Origin of the sequence: Paeniglutamicibacter sp. MACA_103, from assembly GCF_045798555.1 — a bacterium.
Lineage (GTDB): Bacteria > Actinomycetota > Actinomycetes > Actinomycetales > Micrococcaceae > Paeniglutamicibacter.
The window spans coordinates 26,423-46,034 of record NZ_JBIXLN010000009.1 but is presented as its reverse complement, the minus strand read 5'-3'; the positions used below and the strand labels follow the sequence as shown (position 1 = coordinate 46,034).

Here is a 19,612-nt window from a genome sequence, read left to right as displayed (position 1 = left end):
TGGCCGAGAGAACGAATGACTTCTAAGGGGTAACTTCCGCCGTGATCGTTGACGGATTCTTTATTGCCGGGACCATCCTGTGTGCCGTGGCCGTGCTGCTGGGCGTGGTGGCCACCATCATCCGCACCTACCCGGATGATTTTGCCCTGGTGTCGGTGGCGCTGCTGGAGGTGTTCCTGGTGGTTTACGGGATCGCCGCGGCAATCCGCCAGGCCGGCGGACAAGCGATCAGCGGGGAACCATGGGAGTTCTGGGGCTACCTGCTTACTGCGCTGCTGATCCCGGTGCTGGCCTTCATCTGGGCGGTCACCGACAAGTCGCGCTATGCGAATGCGGTGTTGGCGGTCTCCGGGGCTATCGTTTTTGTCATGCTGTACAGGATGGAACAAATTTGGGACGGAGCACTGCCGGCATGAGCGAGCAGGGAAAGAACACGGCGAAGCGTTCGCGCATCGCGGATGCCGCCACGCGCGGCGGGAGCAAGGCCGCGCCGTCCAACGGCGGGCGCAGCTCCGGGCTGGGCCGCATCATCATTGCCGTCTACGGGGTGCTGGCACTCTCGGCCACGGTCCGTGCCGTCTACCAGATCCTGATGGACTTCTCCGAGGCCCCGTTGGCCTACCTGCTCAGCGCCCTGGCCGGCCTGGTGTACATCGTGGCAACCCTCGCCATGGCATCCAAGCGCCCCGGCAGCTGGAGGCTCTCCTGGTACGCGGTGCTCTTCGAGCTCGTCGGCGTGCTGGTGGTCGGGACGCTGAGCTTCGCCCTGCCGAGCCTCTTTGCCCACCCGGCCGTGTGGTCGCACTTCGGCTCCGGCTACGGCTACGTGCCGCTGGTGCTGCCGCTGATCGGCCTGTGGTGGCTGGGACGCCACCGCATGAATGACGGCCAAGCGCAGCCGACGGAGCCCACGGCCTAGATCCAAGAGCACGCAAACGAGCCGGATTTCCCCTGCCCTGCCCATGCGGCGGGGTGCGGGAAATCCGGCTCCTGTGTTTGTGGCCGAGGGTTACTTCTTGCCGAAGAGCCCGCCGAGGATTCCTCCGAGGTCCAGGCCCCCGGGAGCCTGGCCCTGCTGAGGCTGCTGCTGTTGGGTGCCGTCTCCGCCGAACAGCCCGCCCAGGATCCCGCCGAGGTCCAGGCCGCCGGGCTGCTGCCCTGCCGTCCCGGCCTGGCCGCCCAGCAAACCGCCCAACAGGCCTCCCAGCCCGCCCTGCGAGGTGGAAAGCTTCTTGGCCAGGTACGACATGACAATCGGGGCCAGGATCGGCAGCGCCTTCTGCACCAGCGCGCCCAGGTCCACGCCGCCGGGTGCCGCACCGCTGAGCTGCGCGGTGAGCGCCGACTGGTTCTCGCCCAGGGAGTGCTGCACGATCTTCTGCCCGTCCGCGGTGTCCACCGCGTCGATGTCGACCCCGCCGTCCAGGAACGCCGCGTCGTGCTGCTTGATGGCCGAGGCCAGGGCATCCTCGCCTTCGGGGGAGCCGGCGTTGTTTTGCAGGCCAGCGAGCAGCGACGGAAGCGCGGTTGCGGCGGTGGCGCGGGCGGTCTGGGCATCGACGCCGAGCTTCGCGCCCAGCTGGTCAAGGGGGATCAGGTCAAGCAGTTCATTCAGGTCGGCCATCTGGAGCTCCTTGTGGTTGACGGGGCCGGAGGATTTGCGGCCCTGCGCCCATCCTATGGTGCACGCCACGTCAAGGGGAGCATGGGGGACGCAGGAATCGGCACTTGGCGTATTTGTCGTTCATAATGGTTATGGCCGGTCTCAAAGCGGCCGCCCGGATGACCAGCGAAGGAGCAACGTGCACTATTGGAAAGGCCTCGAAGCCGTACCGCCCGGCATCGGCCCGTCGGTAGTCACCATCGGCAACTTCGACGGCGTCCACCGCGGGCATCGCGAAGTGCTCTCAGCCGTGGTGGCCACCGCCAAGGAACGCCACGCCAGGGCCGTTGCCATCAGCTTCGATCCGCACCCCTCCCAGGTGCACCGCCCCGATGACGCACCCGAACTGATCATGGGACTCGAGGACCGCATCGAGACCCTCGCCGAGGAGGGCATCGACGGCCTGCTCATGATCCGCTACACCCTGGACTTCGCCCGCGCCACCGCCGAGGAATTCGTCGCCAAGGTCATCGTGGGCGCGCTGAACGCCTGCACCGTCGTGGTGGGCCACGACGTGCGCTTCGGGCGCGAGAACTCCGGCGACTTCAACACCATGGTCGAACTCGGCAAGCAATACGCATTCGACGTCGTCGGCGTCGAGGACGTGGGGGAGCACCGCCGCTGGTCCTCGACCTGGGTTCGCGAGGCGCTGAACCGCGGCGAGGTCGCCACCGCCGCCCAGATCCTGGGCCGCCCGCACCGGATGCGCGGCGAGGTCGTGCACGGGGCCGCCCGCGGCCGCGAACTGGGGTTCCCCACCGCAAACCTTGACCCCTCGGCCTCCGGCATCATCCCCGCGGACGGCGTGTACGCCGGCTGGCTGGTCGACGAGGCGCAGGTGCGCTGGCCGGCAGCCATTTCCGTGGGCTCGAACCCGACTTTCGAGGGCGTCAGCCGCCAGGTGGAGGCGCATGTGATCGACCGCCCGGCCGAGGGCGTGGAGGACTTCGACCTGTACGGCCAGCAGGTCGCCGTGGAATTCGTGGAGCACCTGCGCCCCATGGTTGCCTACCGGGGCATCGAGGCCCTGATCGAACAGATGCGCGAGGACGTCGCACGCACCCGTACCGTCCTGCTTGATGCCTGATTCGGGCCCCGGGCCAACCGGGGCAACCCCGCGCCCGGTTCCCGGGTTGCCCGCCCGCGCCTTCACGATGGACGCCAATCGGCGCCGGGAGCTGGCACGGGCGTTCAAGGCCGGGGGAGCGCACTACGACGCGGTGCGCCCGAACTACCCGGATGCGGCACTGGACTTCATGGTGCCCGCGACCGCCCGCGATGCAGTGGACGTGGGGGCCGGCACCGGGATCTTCACCGCGCAGCTGCTGGGCCGCGGCCTGAAGGTCGGCGCCGTGGAACCCTCCGACGACATGCTCGAGGTGCTTCGCACCCGGCTGCCCGAGGTCGCCGCCACTGCGGGGACCGGGGAAGACACCGGGCTGGATGAATCGAGCACGGACGTCATCACCTACGCCCAGGCCTGGCACTGGGTCGACCCGAAGGCCGCCAGCTCCGAGGCGGCACGGGTGCTGCGCCCCTGCGGTCAGTTGTCCCTGGTCTGGAACCAGCTCGATGTCTCGGTCTCCTGGGTTCACCGGCTGGCGCGGATCATGCATGCAGGCGACGTGCACCGCCCGGACTTCGTCCCGCCGCTGGGCCCGGAGTTCCACGCGCCCGAGTCCGGGGCCTGGACCTGGGAACAAATGCTGAGCGGGGAACAGGTCATCGAGCTGGCCAAGTCCCGCAGCTACTACCTGCGCGCAGGAGCGGCCACCCGGGCACGGGTCGAGCACAACCTGGCCTGGTACCTCTACGACCACCTGGGCCACGTGCCGGGAGAGCCGTTCGCGCTGCCGTACCTCACCCACGCCTGGCGGGCCCGGCTGCGCAGCTAGGTTCTTGCGCAAGCGCAGGAAGCCGGGTGCATGTGGCATGGGTCCCAAGGGTGCCGCGGGTGGGCATCCGTTTGCTAGACTTATCTGCGGTGCCCGCTGCAGTCCGCGGTTGCGAGTGCACCTGCCGGCAACGGTGTTTTTGAAACGCGGTACAACTCTAGGAGTTATTGTGGCATTAGACGCCGCTATCAAGCAGGAAATCATGAAGGCCTACGCCACCAGCGAAGGCGACACCGGTTCGCCGGAGGTCCAGATCGCCGTGATGTCGCGCCGCATCCTGGATCTGACGGAGCACCTGAAGATGCACAAGCATGACCACCACACCCGCCGCGGCCTGATGGCCCTGGTTGGTCGTCGTCGTCGTATGCTGGCATACCTCAAGGGCGCCGACATCGAGCGTTACCGTGCGCTGATCGAGCGTCTCGGCCTGCGTCGCTAGGTTTGATTGAGATTCCCCGGTTCCCGTCAAAGGGAACCGGGGAATTTTTTTATGCTCAGGTTCAAGCAGATGTTGCGCGGCTGAGCGGGGGCGTGCCCGACTATCGATAGGCCGTCCGACTTCAGTGTTTACCTCGTCGGTGCAGATTGGTCCAAGAGCAGACGGCCTCTTGTTGACGAAATCGAAACGTGCTTAGAGTTGCTTCATGATCTTCAGTTCAGCCGTGCACGAGGCGCTCCTCGACCGGACTCAAGGCAATTGGCACACGCGGATGCGCCATGGTCGCTAACCAATATGTGGAAACCTACCGACAACTGAGTCAAGAGGTGCACGATGCAGGGCTGATGCGCCGCTGCTACGGATTCTATTGGGCCATGATCATCGGTTGGGTATTGGCCCTGACGGCGTTGTCGGCGGCAGTCGTCCTGCTGGCAGAGGCTTGGTATCAGCTGATCATCGCGCCCTTGGTCGGCTTCGTGATGACGCAACTCGCTTTTCTGTCGCACGAAGCCGCACATCGGCAGATTTTCGCGTCCCGTGTCTGGAATGAGTGGACGGCGCGCATACTTTCCGGGTTATTCGTCGGCGTGAGTTACGGCTGGTGGATGGCCAAGCACAACAGTCATCATGCGCACCCGAACCAGGACGGTATGGATCCGGATGTCAAGTCCTGGATTCTGGCCTTCACTCCAGATGAGAGCGACCAGCGGAGCGGTCTCCGCGCCAAATTCGCCAAACACCAGGGGACGTGGTTCATTCCCCTGCTGCTCTTCGAAGGACTGAACCTGCACTACGCGTCGTTGAGGATGCTCTTCACCAAGCCCCGGGTTTCGTTCCGCCTCACCGAGATCGCACTGATCGCCACACGACACACCGCCTATCTCACGCTCTTGTTTTCCGTGTTGCCGGCTGGCCTCGCTTTCGGTTTTGTCGGGCTCCAGGTCAGTATCTTCGGGCTCTTGCTCGGCGGTGCGTTCGCGCTCAACCACATCGGAATGCCCACCGTCCCCGCCGGCGTACACATAGATTTCTTGCGTCGGCAGGTGAACATGTCGCGAAACATTCGAAACGGGCCGATGGTGCGCTTGCTGATGGGCGGCCTCCAGTACCAGATCGAACATCATCTCTTCCCGGTGGCTCCTCGCCCCAACCTTCGGGCTTTGCGAGAGTTCGTCCGCGAGTACTGTTCCCGATACGAGATCGCCTACACCGAGAAATCGTTGTCTGATGCATTCTGCACCGTAATCTCCTATCTGAACCAGGTCGGCTTGAAGAATCGGGATCCATACGGATGCCCGCTGGTACGGCGATACCGCGGGTAACATCGTAGCGATTGCTGCATTCCTGCAATGTGATCAGGCCGCCCCGAGGGAGGAACCCAAAAAATGAAAGTCACAACACACCACGCAACGTGCGTCGCCTCGGGCAACTGTGGTCTTGTCGCTCCCGCGGTTTTTCGGAATCGCGAGGAGAGCGGTGGTTTCGTGGAACTCCTGGACCAGCACCCGTCCGAGTCCGAATGGAATTCCGTGAGGGAGGCCGAATATCTGTGTCCGTCAGGGACAATCCAAATCGACGATCGACCGATTTCGACCCGGTAGCCTGTCCTGCACGGGAAATGGGTTTGATGCCACGCCTGAGAATGACAAGAACAACAATGGTCATCAACCGTATGAGCTGCCGGAGATAACAGTGCATGTGCTCGACCGCCCGAACGGTGACCGCAAAGAATAAAACGGCGACGATTCCAAAAACTTCGATTATCTCGGTAACGACCTAAGCAAGGAAGAGCGCCGCCGCCGGATGCCATTCCGTCGACGGGGCTAAATCTTCTCTGTTCGTGGCCTGTGCGTTCGTGGTGAAGTCTGCGGGCAACCGCTCGATTCGGCATGAGGCGCTGCCCGCGATGCAATAATTTAAGGGTCAAGTAAAAGTTCGCCGAAGGACGGCGCGATCGATCGGGAGACCCCATGACCGACCAGCAGGCACCGGCCCGCCCTAAGAACAAACGACTGATCTGGTTCATCGCCATTGCGGTGGCAATGATCGTTGCAGGTGTGTTCATGGGCAGCCGAATCTATGCCGCCAACGTCTCCGCCCAAGCCGAGGATGTGCCGACGCTGTCGGCAACGCCAAGCGGTGAGGCGTCGAGCGATGCGGGGGAGGCCGGGGAAGCATCGGCTTCCACGGACCGCGCAGGAACGTGGACCATCGGTTCCGGATCCTTCGCAGGCTACCGTCTGGACGAGGTCCTCAACGGTGCCGACGTGACCGTCACCGGCCGCACCGAAGACGTCAGTGGTTCGTTGACCGTCGAGGACGATGAGCTCACGGCAGCGGATCTCACGCTGAAGGTGGACACCATCACCACGGACTCGGATCGACGCGATCAGTACTTCCGCACCTCGGCCATTGACACGTCGCAATTCCCCGAGGCGAGCTTCACGCTCACCGACCCCGTTGACGTGGCTGCGACACTCGAGGGTGACACCCAGACTTTCTCGATCAAGGGCGACCTCACGCTGAACGGCAAGACCGTGCCTGTCGACGCCACGGTGCAGGGTGCATTCGTCGATGGTTCAGCTCAGCTGGTCGGCCAAATCCCCATGACCTGGGCGGAATTCGGAGTCGAGGCACCGAACTTGGGGTTCGTCGCCGTGGAGGATTCCGGTTTCATTGAGTTCTCGCTGAACGTCACGCAAGACTGAAACCGCAGACATGAGGTTGGGGCATCGAAGCCGTTCAGGTGTCCGTTGGCCGATCGGCGTACGGGTATCCCCAACGACGTTGGGAGCCGGGAATGCCGGTCGATTCCCACGCCTCGGCGCAGCTATTCTCGAGACGCACTGGTTCAACCTCGGAACGACAACGACGACGAAACCTGAAAACAGCGGCCGACACTCCCGGTAACCCGATACGCAAGCGTGCCGGGAACGACGATTGGCGGCCACCCCGTCGACGGAGCGGCCACCAGTTCCAGCGTGATGTCGATATCAGTGCTCGGTGTGTGCTTCTGCTGCCTTCTTTGCCGCCTTTTCGGCGTCCTTCTCGGCGCGCAGGGCCTCGGCCTCATCGTGCTCCTCGGCCTTTTCCTGGTGGATGACCTCGGCCAGGAGCTTCTCCATTTCCTTGGCCACGCGGGCGGCGGAGGCGGGGTTCTGGCCAGTCACCAGGCGTTCGTCCACCACGACGTTTTCCGTGAAGTCCTTCGCGGGCACGTGGGTGGCGCCCTGTTCTTCCAGACGGTCCGCCAGGAAGAATGGAATGACCTTGTCCTTCCCGACGGCAACCTCCTCGTCGTTGGTGAAGGCCGCCACCCTCCGGCCCTCGACGAGGCGGAACCCGTTCGCCAGTTCCACGTTCACCAGGCCTGCAGGTCCGTGGCATACCGCGCCCACCACGCCGCCGGCGTCATAGACACTGGCCACCAGGTTCTGTAGGCCTTCGTTGTCCGGGAAGTCCCACATGGTGCCGTGGCCTCCCACGAGGTACACGGCGTCGTATTGGCCGGGATCGACGACGGCGACGCGGGCTGTGTTGTAAAGGCCGGCGCGCGTGGTCTCGTCCTGGGTGAAGGCAACTTGGATGGGATCTTCCGGGTCCACCTTGTCGCGCGGAGGCTGGCCGCCCTGGATGGACGCGAAGTCGACGAAATGCCCGGAATCCTTGAAGACCTTCCAAGGATGTGCAGCCTCGGCCACGTTGTAGCCGGTCGTCTCTCCCGTATCGCCGATCTCGGAAACGCTAGTCAGAACCATGAGGATTTTCTTCATGATGTGCTCCTTTCGTCCACTTCCCACCCTAGGCGGGCACACGACAGCTGCCTACCCCCGCCAGGGCCCACTGGTCAGATCGCCGCCGCGAACGTTGGAATTCGCGGATTTTCGACTTGCGGATTCTAGCTGGAGCTTTTCGCCTGTAACCCTCGCGGCACTCCCGGGGTGATTGGGTTAGGCTCGCTTGGAAACGTAACAAGCTTTAATTTCCATTGTCAGGGGCTGGGGATACCTTGGAACTACTGGGCAGCGTGAGCGTCGACCAATTCCGCATCTTTTCTTGGGCTGTGCCCATCGGCTTCGTGCTTCTCGGCTGCTTCCGTCCGCGCAGTCTTCATTGGACTGTGCTTGGGGCCGTCCTACTCTTCGCGGCCCTCAATGCGGTTGCCGGGATACATATCCTGAATCATTTCCGTGATTCGCGCTGGTCCGCAGGGGGAGAACTACCGCTGAGCGCTCCGTCGTTTGCCGAGACGCCGATCGTGGGACAGTATTTGGGCCCCCTGGACTCCACCCTCAACGGAATGGTCGGCGTGGGGAACGATTTTCTGGCATTCAAGAACGTACTCCCCGTAGCGATGGAGTTCCTGGCCGCGTCAGGCTGGGCCCTGCTGGTGTCATTGCTGCTTGCTATTGTGGCCGCCATCATAAGCATCTCCATGGCCAGGCGCCGAGCGAGGGACTTCCAAAATTACCGTGCCACCGTTGACCTGCTCAAAGAAGAGCTTGATCAGGTCAAGCGCCAGATCTCGGCAGGGAATGCCGTCGACACGGCACTTCCTGCAGAGGGCTGAGGTTACTGATGTGTAGCCAAGGCTGACGCGCAAAGGACAAGCCAGGCGGGTACTGGAATCGGAGGTAGCTTGGTTCTCGAGAGGAATCGGACAGTGACATGACGGTCGCTGCGATTGGCGCGGTGGAAGGGTTGCAGAATGTCGACTCGCGTAAGCTTCCAATATGCAATTGAAGAGAGCACTGGAGCAGCACATCGCCGTTTTCGGTGAGAGCGGCAGTGGCAAGACCGTCATGATTTCCTCGTTCTACGGATCCAAGCAGGAGCCTCAGTACCTAAAGGACAGTCTGATTCGTGTCGTGGCGGATGAAACTGGCCAGGGCAATCGCCTGCATCGGAATTACCTCGGTATGAGAAACTCAGCACGGCTGCCCGCGCCCACCCGTTTCTCCGCCACGTCCTACTCTTTCTCAGTCAAGCTGAAGGACGGCTCTGATGCCAAAGCTATGAAGGCCGCACCTTTCGACGCCTTGCGCCTAGTTTGGCACGACTATCCGGGGGAGTGGTTTGAGGAGGATGTGAGCGGTCCAGAGGAAGCACAGCGCAGGGTTGACGCGTTCAAGTCTTTGCTGGGTTCTGATGTTGCTCTTCTCCTAGTGGACAGCCAGCGACTGCTGGATAACGCCGGAGAGGAGGACCGGTACCTGAAGTCGTTGCTGTCCAATTTCCGCAATGGACTTCTGTCGCTAAAGGATGAGCTGTTGGACGAAGGCAAACCTCTCGTCGAGTTTCCGCGTATCTGGATTATGGCCCTGTCAAAGTCCGATCTGCTGCCCGACCTTGACGTGTTTAACTTCAGGGACCTGCTTATTGAGAAGGCCGGCGATGACATAAATGAATTGCGTGAGGTGCTAGCTGGGCTAGTGGAAGGTAGCGCGGCGCTGTCAGTTGGTGAGGACTTTGTGCTGCTTTCCTCAGCGAAGTTCGGCGCGGACGAGATTGAGGTGACTAAGCGTGTTGGGTTGGAGTTGATCCTGCCGCTGGCCGCCATATTGCCATTCGAGCGGCACGTCAGGTGGGCAAAGGCAAAGATTATCCCTGGCCAAGTGGCTGAGAATCTGCTGAGGGGTGCAGGAGCTTTGGCCGCCGCGCTGATCGGAAGACAGTTGAATCCGCCTGGCCCAGTAGGCGCTCTACTGAAGCTTGCTGGGTTCATTCTCTCGAAGGAAGTCTTGGATGCTGCGGCCCAATTGGCCGGGGACAAGCTCAGGGAGGCCAACGCCGAAGCGATAGCCAAAAGCGACTACATGACAGCCACGTTGACCGGTTTTCGGATGGACTTGGACAAAGGCGAAGCTGATCAAATCTTTCTCAAGAGCCTTAAATGAGCCTCATCTGGGCCACTCGTGGGCGGACTTGGGGTTTCCGGTTTCTCAAAGACGGGGGGATTGAGGATCCACTCCTGGCATACGAAGCTGCCTTCTCGGGTGTCGGGGACGTGCAGGAAGTCTGCCGCCGCTTGGGCGCGAAGGTGGCACTTCGTTTCCCCGATCCTTTGGGTCGGCAAGACAGAGCGGGCAGAATTATCCCCCACGATTTCGTCGTCTTTCCACCCCTGGCCGGTAAGCTTGGCTCCGTTGAAGATGGGCGACGGACAATCTGGCCTTTGGTTGCCGACCAATTCGAAAGGTACTGGGAGTCGCCGAATCCACCGTCGGCTAACGGGTGACTTCAGCTGCATAATTCCTCTCGCCAGCACGCTCAGAACCGCTAGGCGCTCTGATGCAATGAGCAATATAGTGCCCCGACGCGGGGCGCGAAATTGGCACGAATGAGGTCTTAGGTGTCCCCGTGAGGCACCTCCACGCGCTCGTCGTGCCGCGGGCTGTCCGGATTCATCAGCGAGTGCTTGCGGCCGTAGAAGAAGTAGATGGCCAGGCCGACCACCAGCCAGACCGTGAACCTTAGCCACGTCTCCCAGTGGAGCTGCAGCATCAGGAACCCGGAGGCCAGCACACCGAACGCCGGGACGACCGGCATGAAGGGGAGCCGGAAGGTCCGGTGGGCGTCGGGCTTCTTGTAGCGGAAGACGATGACGGAGAAGCAGACCACCACGAAGGCTGCCAGGATGCCGATGTTGGTCAGGTCCGCGACGGCCTTGATGGGGAAGACGCCGGCCAGGAAGGCGGAGGCGATGCCGGCGATCCAGGTGACGCGCTGCGGGGTGCCGTGGCGGTCGGTCTTGGAGAACCAGCCCGGCAGGAGCCCGTCGCGGCTCATGGAGAACCAGACGCGGGTGACGCCGAGCAGGAAGGTCAGCATCACGGTGAGGATGGACAGGACCGCGAACACGGAGATGATCGTGGCGATGACCGGAAGCCCGACGCCGTTGAATGCGGAGGCGAAGCCGGCGGTGGGGTCGATGTCCCGGTAGTTCTGCATGCCGGTGAGCACCAGGGTGGCAGCGACGTAGAGCAGCATGGCGATGACCAGGGAGAAGATGATCGCCTTGGGCATGTGCTTCTTGCCGTCGGTGGATTCCTCGGCCGCGGTGCTCATGGCGTCGTAGCCGAAGACCGCGAAGAAAACGGTTGCGGCGCCGGCCACCACGGGGCCGAATCCGGAGGGCATGAACGGGTCGTAGTTCTGGGTGTTGATGTAGAAGATGCCCAGCCCGATGATGAACAGGATCAACACGACCTTGATGGCGACGGCCACCAGTTCGAAGCGTCCGAAGGTGCGGGTGCCGCGGGAGAGGATCCACGTCACCAGGATGCAGACGGCGATGGCGGGGATGTTGACGACACCGCCCCTGCCTTCGTCGGCGGTGGAGGCGGCCCAGTCGGGCATGTTGATGCCGATGCCGGCGAGGAAGGCGGAGAAGTATCCGGAGATGCCGATGGCCACGACCGCGACGATGGCGATGTATTCCAGGAGCAGGTCCCAGCCGATGAACCAGCCGATGATTTCTCCGAGGGCCACGTAGCCGTAGGTGTAGGCGGAGCCGGCGCGGGGGATCATGCCGGCGAATTCGGCGTAGGAGAGTGCCGCGGCGGCGGAGGCCAGTCCGGCGATGAGGAAGGAGATCAGGACGGCGGGGCCGACGCCGGGTTCGGTGGCGCTGCCGTGGGCCACCAGGCCGGCGAGGGAGAAGATGCCGACGCCGATGATGCCGCCGACGCCGATCGCGGTCAGTTGCCAGAGCCCGAGGGATCTGTGCAGGCCGCTGTGTTTGTTCTCCTCGTCGATTTCTTCGATCGGCTTCCGCCGCATGATTGATTGCGATTTGTCTTTGGCGTTCATGAAGGACTCCTGGGTTGACGTGTCCAGCATTCCGCCCCGTCACCGAGGCGGCCTCGTCAACCCAGTATGCGAGCCCAGACGCCATTTATGAAGACCCAGATCGGAGGCGGATCGTTCGGAAGGCACCAGGTAGTGTCATGATCGGGAGCCGCAAAGGCTGCAGGGGCGACGGTGTCGCCCTGCAGCCTTTGCACTCGTGCGGCGCAAGAGGTGAATGCTGGTGCCGGGCCCTTCACACGGAGGCATGCATTCTTGACGTTCAGCCAGCACTCGACGCCGCCGGCAGGCAGGACATCGTTTGGGGCTGCGCAACCACCGAAGGCGCTGCCGATTCAGCCGGTCCGATGGTCGATGTCCGGCCGACGGCAACGTCAGCGGCGGGCGATGGCTTCCAGGAGTTGTCGGAACGCGGTGAGCCGGCGCTCGGCCGTCGAAGGATCGCGAGAAGCATCGATTCCGGCCTCGCGAATCGCACCGACAAGCAACGCGGCAATCGCCTCCACATCAATGTGGGGTGCAATGTCGCCGGCCTCCTGGGCGCGGCCCAGCCCTTCGACGAGCGCATTCAAGGTGCGCTGCGAGCCAACGCCTCTTCGTTGCATGCCAACCAGTTGTGGACCCGAAACGTTGTAGAACAGGCCCAGTTCCCTCGTGGTGGCCAGCTTCAGCATGGCCCGCGGGTAGGCACAGAGCTGCTCGATCCATTCCGTCTGCTGCGCGGCGTCCCGTTCGGCATCGATGATCAGGTCGTGACCCACCACTTGGTAGGTTTCGGCGATGAGTGCCGTTCTGCCCGCAGGGAAGTGCGCGTACAAGGTGGCGCGCGAGGTTCCTGCACGTTTGGTGATGCGCTCGATGGTTGCCGCGTCGAGCCCACCGACACTGATGATCCCAATGACCGCCCGGACCAGGTCTCGACGGGTCCGCATTTGCTGGCGCGCTCTGAGCGGGATTGCCGGCTCGTCCGATGCGGAATCGAGCCCATCGCTCGCCGGCACTTCACTGGTCGACGAAGAATCCGTTGCCACGCTCATACTCGTTCCACCCCTTCCGGAGCCTCGGCATGCAGCGCAGCTTCGAGGGCATCGATGACAGAATCGAGCTCGTTCTTTTCAATGACCAATGGCGGACGGATCTTGAGCACGTTGTCGTGCGGGCCAATTCGGCTGATCAGGATGTTCTCGCGCAGCAGCGCCTCGACAATGTTCTTGGCCAACGGGGCATTGGCTTGGCCCCGCTCATCGACGAGGGCCAGCCCGAAGAACAAGCCACGTCCCTTGGCTGCCCCAACGTTCTTGTGCTTCGCTGCGATTGCGCCGAGGCGCGCTTCCACATGGCGGCCAAGGTCCCCGGTGCGGGACACCAGGTCTCGATCCTTGATCTCGCCCAGCACGGCTCGGCCGGAAGCCGCTGCCGCTGGAGTTCCCGCGAACGTGTTGAAGTACAGGTTGGCGCTGCTGAAATCATCCAGCACTTCCTCGCTGGTGATGACCCCGCCCATGGGGTAGCCATTGCCCAGGGGCTTGCCCAAGGTAACCAGATCAGGGTTGATTCCGGTTGCCTGGTGTCCCCACCAGACATCGCCCAGGCGTCCGAGGCCGACCTGGACCTCATCGGAGATGACCAGGCCACCGGCGGCGTGGATGCGTTCGGTGAGCCCGGCAAGGTAAGGCTCCGGCAGGCGGGGCAGCCCCTCCGTGGAGAAGGCAGGTTCGATCAGCAGGGCCGCAAGTCCGTGTCCGTCTTCCTGGAGTGAGGCAATGGCGGCGTCGACCTGGGCGAAGGCCCGCCCAAGCAGTTGGTCCGGATCCGCGGCCTGCTCCGAGTCGAGATCCGGGATGGAGATGACCCGCACGTGTTCTCCGAAGGGTTCGGAGACCGGTAGCCCGGTGGTGAGTGCGGCAAGGGAGATCGTATTGCCGTGGTAGCTGTGGTCGGTGACGATCACGCCGCTGCGGCCCGTCCGGTGCCGGGCAATGCGCAGTGCGAGTTCGTTGGCCTCCGAACCGCTATTGGTGAAGTACACCCGGTCCAGCGGTTCGTCAAAGGTGGCCAGCAATTCCTCGGCGTAGTCGATGACCGGCTCACTGAGGTAGCGGGTGTGGACGTTGTAGGTGCTGAGCTGTCGGGAAACCGCGTCGGCAACCCGCGGATTCGCGTGTCCCACCTGCGGGACGTTGTTGTAGGCGTCGAGGTACCGCTGTCCGTCGGCATCCGTCAACCAAACCCTTTCGCCGGCAACAAAGTGTCGGGGCCGGTCGTAGAAGAGCGGCGAGTAGGGGCCGATGGTCTTCGCACGTCGAGCGAGCAGCTCGCTGTCGCGGTCGGTCATGGGAGTCTCCTTCGTATGGGTGGACGCGTCGAGGAACTTGCGGCAAAGCTCCAGAACGGCAGGGAGTGCTTCGGCGCGCAGGAACGCACTGGTCTCGACCTCGGGCCGGTCGGATGCCCAGCCGAGGTAGGTGAGCCCCCGGGCGAGAACGAGCGCATCGAGTGCCGCCCGTGCGGTCTCGGGGATTTCCATGTGCCTTTCGTAGGCAGCCAGAAGGGCGCCCTTGTATTCCTGGGCCCGCGGATGACGGTGGTACCAAAAGAGCACCGTCGCGATGTCAAAGAGCCACCAGCCCTCACCGAAGTCGTCGAAGTCGATCAGCGTGAGGTCGCCCCGTACGGTGAGGACATTCTCCGGGCTGAAGTCGGAATGGATCACTCCATAGACCTCGGAGCCGGTACCGAGGTTTGCCAGCACCCGGCGAATCGAGTCCATGGCCGATTCGATCAGGGCGCGGTCCGCGGCGGAACCGGCCAGCCCGCGTGGATCCCCCCAGAGCGGGGACGGACCCACCAGCGCGTCGGCATCCCAGGGGTCACGCGAATAGCCGTGGATTCGACCGATCTGTCGGGAGACCCGGTGGAAGCGTCCGCAGAGATCCCCGAGTTGTTCAAAGATCCCGACGTCGGGATTGTCCTGGCCAACCAGTGCATGGTCGGCATTGCCCAGCGGAGTCGAGTCCTGGACCCACCACTGGACATCGACTTGATGAGCCGTGCCCTGGTCGTCCCGTACGACGGCAAACAGGTCCCCGTCCCGGGAACGAATGATTTCAGGGACGGGGAAGCCCGTTTCATGCAGGGCAACCACATACGCATTCTCCGTCCGCACCTGCTCATCGGTGCGGTGCCCGTGGCGATGGATCCGCAGCGCATAGCACCCTCGGGGATCCGCAACACGGAATACGACGTTCTCCCGGTGCTTCACAAACGCGATTTCCGCATCGCCTGCGATGGCGAAGGACGGCAGGGCACGCCGGGCCAGTGAAAGCGCCTCTTCGCGGGACAGCTTGGACATGGGGGTCCTTTCAACGGTGTCCTCTCGGACTGGACTTGGAATCTGGAACCAATACTCGCAGTGCAAGGCCCGGGGCGGAATAGCGTTCTGGTTTCCAGAATCCGATTCTACTATTCGGAACGCTATTCACATGGCCTGCGTCACATCTGTAGATTCGCTTCACGCCGTTCAGACCGGGACGGCGCCCTGGACGGACCGAGAGGAAACCTGGAGACCATGAACGCACCTGACCACTTGGGCATGCCGCAGCGGGTGGTGATCACCGGCGGTTCCTCCGGCATCGGACTGGCCGTGGCAAGGTACTTCCTCGACAATTCGGCCAGCGTCGGCATCATCGGGCGCGACCTGGCGAAACTGGAGCATGCCGCGAAGGAATTGGCGCCGACATCGCCGCACCAGCTGGCCGTGGCACGAGCGGACGTGAGTGATGAAGGCGAGGTTCACGCGGCGTTCGAGGCGCTCGCCGAACAACTCGGCGGCATCGACCTCGTCGTCGCCTCGGCCGGAACCGACGGAGAAATGGGCACCGCGTGCGAGGAAATCACGGCGGCATCGTTCCGCGAAGTGCTCGACGTCAACGTGGTTGGGACGTTCCTGGCCGTCAAACACGCCTTGCCGCACCTGAAGCTGTCCGCCTCGGCCAGCGTCGTGATCGTGGGGTCCGATTCGGGCTTCGTTTCGGTGCCCGGCATGCTGGCGTACAACGCATCCAAGGGAGCCCTGGTGCAGCTGACGCGGGCACTGGCCGTTGAGCTCTTTGACGCCCACGGAATCCGGGTCAACAGCGTTTGCCCGTCGATCGTTGACACGCCCATGGCACGGAGGGGACTGGGTATGGATTCCTTTGACGACGCCGGCTACCCCGTTCAGAGCGGAGCGGACATCGCCTGGACCGTGGGCTACCTGGCCTCTGCGCACTCGCGTGCCATCAACGGCGTGAACCTGCTGTCCGATTTCGGGTACGCCGGCCGCTCGTCGTTCCCCGCCTGAACAACACCGCTGGACCTTTGGTCGTGAACGTTGCCAAACCGGGCATCCAGCTGTCCCTCCGGCCCGAATCAAGCAATGCCTCACGGCATGGATGAATCAGCAAACAAGACACAACGAGGAGTTACCATGACAGAATTCCCGTACGCCGATTTGATCGTCACCGGCGGCAAGATCTATACCAGCGACCCCACGCGCGAGTGGGCCGAGGCCTTCGCCATTGCGGACGGAAGAATCATCGCCGTCGGCACCGCGCACGAGGTCCAGGCACTAGCGGGTCGCCACACGGAAATCCTCGAGCTCGATGGTGAACTTGTCCTGCCGGGATTCAGCGACGGGCACTCGCACCTGGGGCTCGGGGGAGGACAGGCCGCATGGGACCTGCCGATTCTTCCCACGGATTCAAAGGAAGCCATCTTTGAAAAGGTCCGAACCTGGGGCGCAAAGTTAGGCGCGGACCAGTGGATCACCGGCGGAATCGTCGGCGCCACCATCATGGACGAGGTCGGCAACACCGCCGACCTGGCGGAACTCGATGCCGCAGCGGGAGGCCGGCCGGTGCTGCTCCGGGATGACTCCATGCACAACCGATGGGTCAATTCGCGGGCACTTGAATTGATGGGCGTTGGTCCGCAGACGCCGGATCCCGAGGGCGGAACCTATGTGCGGGATGAATCCGGGACCCTGACCGGCGTACTTCAGGAACTTGCGTCGGCTGTTGCGGAAGCGGCGGCAGATGAGGCCGTGGCAGATCCCGAGGCACGCAACAAGGTCTCGCTGCAGACCGCGCTGCGCACGCTTAATTCATATGGCATCACCTCGGTGCAGGACGCCGCAACCATGGCGTATTCATGGAAAGCGCTCAAGGCGCTGGAAGGCGAGGACAAGGTCACGGCCTGGGTGGTCGGTTCCATGCCCGCACGCGACTTCATTGAAGCCGGAGTGGTGGGGGAGGAGCTTTTCGACATTGCCGATGCCCACCGCAGCACCCATGTGCGCCCGGACTTCGTGAAGTTTGTTCTCGACGGCATCCCCATGACCCGTACCTCCGCCATGCTGCGACCGTACATCTGCCACCACGGCCACGACGATTCCGACTTCGTCGGTTCCCCCTTGTGGAACCTGGACGACCTGGTGGAGACTCTCGAACTCTGCTATCGGCGCGGTTACGGCGGCAAGTTGCACGCCACGGGTGATGCCGCGGTACGCCTGGCGCTGGATGCCGTGGCAGAGGTTCGCCGCCGGCACGGTTTCGGCCCGATTTTCCAGATCGCCCATGTGGAGTTCATCGCGCCCGAGGATATTGGCCGGTTCGCGGAGTTGCAGGTGGTGGCGGATGCCTCTCCCTACATCTGGTATCCCTCGGTGATCCAGAACAGCGTCGCCAAGCAGATCCCGGAAGACACCGTCAACAGCAGCTGGCCCACCAAGGACTTGATTGAGGCCGGCGCCATTCTGGCCGCCGGTTCGGATTGGCCGTGCGCACTTCCAACCCCGGATCCGTGGGTCGGACTTGAAACCCTTGTCACCAGGCGCCACCCGGACCCGAGCATCGAGGGCGTGCTGAATGAAACCCAAAGAATCAGCGTTGCGGACGCAATCGCGGCCTTCACCCGCAACCCGGCAGCGGCCATGGGACTGGCCGATACAACGGGGATGATCCGTCCCGGGTTGTCCGCCGACTTCATCGTGGTGGACCAGGACCTCTTCGCCATCGCCCCGGGGGAGATCCACCGGACCCAGGTCAAGCAGACGTTCTTTGAAGGACGAAAAGTCTACGACCACGCCACCTTGGCCCCCGATGATGCCGAGGCCAATTCCCTGGTTTTGAAGTGAACCTCGATATCGACCCCAAACGCCCCTCACGAAAATAGGACAAGATCATGGCAACATCACTCGCAAGTGTTGGCCTGCAAGCGAAGGCCGACCGAGGCATCTACATCTACATCGGCGTCTTTTCGGCCGTACTCAACACGGTTCTGCTCATAGCCCCGGTCATCGCCGGCAAGCTGGTCGAGCGCTACGGCGTGACACCCATGGAGCTTGGCTCCCTGTTCTCCTTGGAACTTGCATCCTTCAGCCTGGCATCATTGCCGGCATACCTGTGGATGCGGAGGATGAACCTGCGCACGGCCACGTATTTGTTTACGAGTTTGGTCATCGCGGGGAATATTGCTTCGGGCCTCATGGATAGCTTTGCGACCCTGATGGCTGCCCGGTTCGTCACTTCGCTCGCCTCCGGGTCGATCATGGTCATCCTCTTGGCACTCAGCGGCAAGGCTTCGAACCCGAGCCGGGCCTTCGGGGTCTTTGTGGTCGCCCAGCTGGCGATGGGTGCGTTGATCTTGGCGCTGTTCCCGCTGGTGTTTGCCTCCACCGGGGTCTCGGCCATCTACTGGACCCTGGCGGTACTGGCCGCACTTTGCCTGCTGGCCGTTCGGTGCATCGAGGGCGACGCCCTGCGGACCACACCTCGAACGGAAATGGCAGCAGAAGGCGGGACAGTCACCGCAGAGCCCAAGGCCAAGGCCCCGGCGATCCGGTTGGCCCTGGGCCTGGCCGCCGTCTTGCTGTTCTACGTTGCGCTCTCCGGCGTATGGACGTTCATCGCGCAGATCTCCGCCGCCGCCGGCATCGGGCTGTCCGCCTCCAGCCTGGTGCTTTCCCTCGCAACCGTGGCGGGAATCGCCTCCGCATTGGTAGCGACCATTCTCGGCGAGTCCCCGCGGCGTCGGTCATTCCTGCTCGTCGGTTACCTGGGGATGGGTTTGAGCGTTGGCCTCTTGTTCGGCACCCCGGGACTCATCCGGTTTGCCATGGCCGCTGTCATCTTCAAGTTCGCCTGGACGTTCATCCTGCCCTATCTGCTCTCGACCTTGTCGGATTTGGGCAGCGGAAACATCATGATCGCCGTCAACTTGGTCATCGGTACGGGGTTTGCCATCGGCCCGGTGCTGGGTGGCACACTGATCGAGTCCAGCGTGGGATTCAACGGGCTTCTAGCCGTGGCCCTGGTGGGCTTGCTGCTATCCATGGCAGCGGTGACGGCCATCCAGCGAAAGAACGCCTGACCCACCCAACCGGTGGTTCGCTGTCGCAAGAGGTACCCACGGGCGATGTTGAACAGGATCAGGCGGCAACCAGTTCGAATCGCCCGAAGGTGATGGCGAGGCCTGAGCGCGCGGGAAAGTCCAAGCGGGATTCAGGGCCGTGCAGCGCCGGACCGGTGCTGCACGTGGGAAAGCCAATCGGTGTCTTCCGGAGGTTGATGAGGCCGACCGGGCCGCCGGCCAGCCCCTACCCGTACGACACCTGGTGAACCCGGAACAATGTCCTCGGCCCGCCGCGGTGACGCGGTGTTTGGACATGAAACGTCCGCCCAAGGGTGCGATCCGTCCTCAAGTACCTGCTGGCGCAGGCAAGAAGCCGGCGATGCCGTGCTGCGATGGTTTCCACAGGCTACCTCG

Annotated in this window: 18 protein-coding genes; 13 read left to right on the top strand and 5 right to left on the bottom strand. The window is 63.1% G+C overall.

Translation table 11 applies throughout. The features are described 5' to 3' along the window. Positions 1 to 41 precede the first annotated feature (41 nt). A complete protein-coding gene (locus ACIPVK_RS06140; RefSeq protein WP_407611078.1) occupies positions 42 to 416 on the top strand; it encodes a hypothetical protein in 375 nt (124 codons plus the stop codon). After that, positions 413 to 919: a hypothetical protein gene (locus ACIPVK_RS06135; RefSeq protein ID WP_407611077.1), complete on the top strand. Its 507-nt coding sequence runs from the start codon at positions 413 to 415 to the stop codon at positions 917 to 919. The genes ACIPVK_RS06140 and ACIPVK_RS06135 overlap by 4 nt, the downstream gene beginning before the upstream one ends. Before the next feature lie 90 nt (positions 920 to 1,009). Here ACIPVK_RS06135 and ACIPVK_RS06130 read toward each other — a convergent pair whose 3' ends face one another. Next, complete coding sequence (locus tag ACIPVK_RS06130) at positions 1,010 to 1,624, bottom strand: DUF937 domain-containing protein (protein WP_407611076.1); 615 nt, start codon at positions 1,622 to 1,624, stop codon at positions 1,010 to 1,012. A gap of 178 nt (positions 1,625 to 1,802) precedes the next feature. Here ACIPVK_RS06130 and ACIPVK_RS06125 point away from each other — a divergent pair, with 178 nt between their 5' ends. The 6 genes from ACIPVK_RS06125 to ACIPVK_RS06100 all read left to right on the top strand — a co-directional run bounded on the left by ACIPVK_RS06125 (position 1,803) and on the right by ACIPVK_RS06100 (position 6,705). After that, positions 1,803 to 2,750, top strand: coding sequence for a bifunctional riboflavin kinase/FAD synthetase (locus ACIPVK_RS06125; RefSeq protein WP_407611075.1), 948 nt, complete (start codon positions 1,803 to 1,805; stop codon positions 2,748 to 2,750). Further along, positions 2,743 to 3,558 (top strand): class I SAM-dependent methyltransferase, encoded by an 816-nt coding sequence (locus ACIPVK_RS06120; RefSeq protein ID WP_407611074.1) that lies wholly within the window; start codon positions 2,743 to 2,745, stop codon positions 3,556 to 3,558. Before ACIPVK_RS06125 ends, ACIPVK_RS06120 begins: the two co-directional genes overlap by 8 nt. A 169-nt stretch (positions 3,559 to 3,727) precedes the next feature. Beyond that, positions 3,728 to 3,997: a 30S ribosomal protein S15 gene (gene rpsO, locus ACIPVK_RS06115; RefSeq protein ID WP_264268046.1), complete on the top strand. Its 270-nt coding sequence runs from the start codon at positions 3,728 to 3,730 to the stop codon at positions 3,995 to 3,997. 278 nt (positions 3,998 to 4,275) lie between these two features. After that, on the top strand, positions 4,276 to 5,319 hold the full coding sequence (locus tag ACIPVK_RS06110) for a fatty acid desaturase family protein (protein WP_407611073.1): 1,044 nt from the start codon (positions 4,276 to 4,278) through the stop codon (positions 5,317 to 5,319). Positions 5,320 to 5,382: 63 nt separating this feature from the next. Then, positions 5,383 to 5,598 carry a ferredoxin gene (locus ACIPVK_RS06105; protein ID WP_407611072.1) on the top strand — a complete coding sequence of 72 codons (216 nt, stop codon included), beginning with the start codon at positions 5,383 to 5,385 and terminating at the stop codon, positions 5,596 to 5,598. A gap of 369 nt (positions 5,599 to 5,967) precedes the next feature. Continuing rightward, positions 5,968 to 6,705: a YceI family protein gene (locus ACIPVK_RS06100; protein WP_407611071.1), complete on the top strand. Its 738-nt coding sequence runs from the start codon at positions 5,968 to 5,970 to the stop codon at positions 6,703 to 6,705. A 285-nt stretch (positions 6,706 to 6,990) separates the two neighbouring features. On the opposite strand, the gene ACIPVK_RS06095 is transcribed toward ACIPVK_RS06100, so the two are convergent. Continuing rightward, positions 6,991 to 7,770, bottom strand: coding sequence for a type 1 glutamine amidotransferase domain-containing protein (locus ACIPVK_RS06095; protein ID WP_407611070.1), 780 nt, complete (start codon positions 7,768 to 7,770; stop codon positions 6,991 to 6,993). Positions 7,771 to 8,024: 254 nt separating this feature from the next. Between ACIPVK_RS06095 and ACIPVK_RS06090 the strand changes: the two genes are divergently transcribed. Then, a complete protein-coding gene (locus tag ACIPVK_RS06090) occupies positions 8,025 to 8,567 on the top strand; it encodes a hypothetical protein (RefSeq protein ID WP_407611069.1) in 543 nt (180 codons plus the stop codon). 163 nt (positions 8,568 to 8,730) lie between these two features. Continuing rightward, the gene (locus ACIPVK_RS06085) at positions 8,731 to 9,894 is read left to right on the top strand and encodes an ATP/GTP-binding protein (protein WP_407611068.1); all 1,164 of its coding nucleotides are present in this window, start codon (positions 8,731 to 8,733) and stop codon (positions 9,892 to 9,894) included. Positions 9,895 to 10,345: 451 nt separating this feature from the next. On the opposite strand, the gene ACIPVK_RS06080 is transcribed toward ACIPVK_RS06085, so the two are convergent. The 3 genes from ACIPVK_RS06080 to ACIPVK_RS06070 all read right to left on the bottom strand — a co-directional run bounded on the left by ACIPVK_RS06080 (position 10,346) and on the right by ACIPVK_RS06070 (position 15,158). Then, complete coding sequence (locus ACIPVK_RS06080) at positions 10,346 to 11,809, bottom strand: amino acid permease (protein WP_407611067.1); 1,464 nt, start codon at positions 11,807 to 11,809, stop codon at positions 10,346 to 10,348. Positions 11,810 to 12,180: 371 nt separating this feature from the next. After that, positions 12,181 to 12,843 (bottom strand): TetR/AcrR family transcriptional regulator, encoded by a 663-nt coding sequence (locus ACIPVK_RS06075; RefSeq protein WP_407611066.1) that lies wholly within the window; start codon positions 12,841 to 12,843, stop codon positions 12,181 to 12,183. Beyond that, a complete protein-coding gene (locus ACIPVK_RS06070; RefSeq protein WP_407611065.1) occupies positions 12,840 to 15,158 on the bottom strand; it encodes an aminotransferase class III-fold pyridoxal phosphate-dependent enzyme in 2,319 nt (772 codons plus the stop codon). Before ACIPVK_RS06070 ends, ACIPVK_RS06075 begins: the two co-directional genes overlap by 4 nt. Before the next feature lie 216 nt (positions 15,159 to 15,374). Here ACIPVK_RS06070 and ACIPVK_RS06065 point away from each other — a divergent pair, with 216 nt between their 5' ends. From ACIPVK_RS06065 to ACIPVK_RS06055, 3 genes are all read left to right on the top strand, one after another. Further along, the gene (locus ACIPVK_RS06065) at positions 15,375 to 16,148 is read left to right on the top strand and encodes an SDR family NAD(P)-dependent oxidoreductase (RefSeq protein ID WP_407611064.1); all 774 of its coding nucleotides are present in this window, start codon (positions 15,375 to 15,377) and stop codon (positions 16,146 to 16,148) included. Positions 16,149 to 16,274: 126 nt separating this feature from the next. After that, the gene (locus ACIPVK_RS06060) at positions 16,275 to 17,981 is read left to right on the top strand and encodes an amidohydrolase (protein ID WP_407611063.1); all 1,707 of its coding nucleotides are present in this window, start codon (positions 16,275 to 16,277) and stop codon (positions 17,979 to 17,981) included. Positions 17,982 to 18,028: 47 nt separating this feature from the next. Next, a complete protein-coding gene (locus ACIPVK_RS06055) occupies positions 18,029 to 19,216 on the top strand; it encodes an MFS transporter (protein WP_407611062.1) in 1,188 nt (395 codons plus the stop codon). Positions 19,217 to 19,612 lie beyond the last annotated feature (396 nt).

Bases quoted from the DNA above. Each gene is read 5' to 3' on its own strand.
- ACIPVK_RS06120 (WP_407611074.1), top strand. From the start codon at position 2,743: ATGCCTGATTCGGGCCCCGGGCCAACCGGGGCAACCCCGCGCCCGGTT.
- ACIPVK_RS06095 (WP_407611070.1), bottom strand. From the start codon at position 7,770: ATGAAGAAAATCCTCATGGTTCTGACTAGCGTTTCCGAGATCGGCGAT.
- ACIPVK_RS06100 (WP_407611071.1), top strand. From the start codon at position 5,968: ATGACCGACCAGCAGGCACCGGCCCGCCCTAAGAACAAACGACTGATC.
- ACIPVK_RS06080 (WP_407611067.1), bottom strand. From the start codon at position 11,809: ATGAACGCCAAAGACAAATCGCAATCAATCATGCGGCGGAAGCCGATC.
- ACIPVK_RS06130 (WP_407611076.1), bottom strand. From the start codon at position 1,624: ATGGCCGACCTGAATGAACTGCTTGACCTGATCCCCCTTGACCAGCTG.
- ACIPVK_RS06065 (WP_407611064.1), top strand. From the start codon at position 15,375: ATGAACGCACCTGACCACTTGGGCATGCCGCAGCGGGTGGTGATCACC.
- ACIPVK_RS06075 (WP_407611066.1), bottom strand. From the start codon at position 12,843: ATGAGCGTGGCAACGGATTCTTCGTCGACCAGTGAAGTGCCGGCGAGC.
- ACIPVK_RS06070 (WP_407611065.1), bottom strand. From the start codon at position 15,158: ATGTCCAAGCTGTCCCGCGAAGAGGCGCTTTCACTGGCCCGGCGTGCC.
- ACIPVK_RS06105 (WP_407611072.1), top strand. From the start codon at position 5,383: ATGAAAGTCACAACACACCACGCAACGTGCGTCGCCTCGGGCAACTGT.
- ACIPVK_RS06085 (WP_407611068.1), top strand. From the start codon at position 8,731: ATGCAATTGAAGAGAGCACTGGAGCAGCACATCGCCGTTTTCGGTGAG.
- ACIPVK_RS06135 (WP_407611077.1), top strand. From the start codon at position 413: ATGAGCGAGCAGGGAAAGAACACGGCGAAGCGTTCGCGCATCGCGGAT.
- ACIPVK_RS06060 (WP_407611063.1), top strand. From the start codon at position 16,275: ATGACAGAATTCCCGTACGCCGATTTGATCGTCACCGGCGGCAAGATC.
- ACIPVK_RS06055 (WP_407611062.1), top strand. From the start codon at position 18,029: ATGGCAACATCACTCGCAAGTGTTGGCCTGCAAGCGAAGGCCGACCGA.
- ACIPVK_RS06110 (WP_407611073.1), top strand. From the start codon at position 4,276: ATGGTCGCTAACCAATATGTGGAAACCTACCGACAACTGAGTCAAGAG.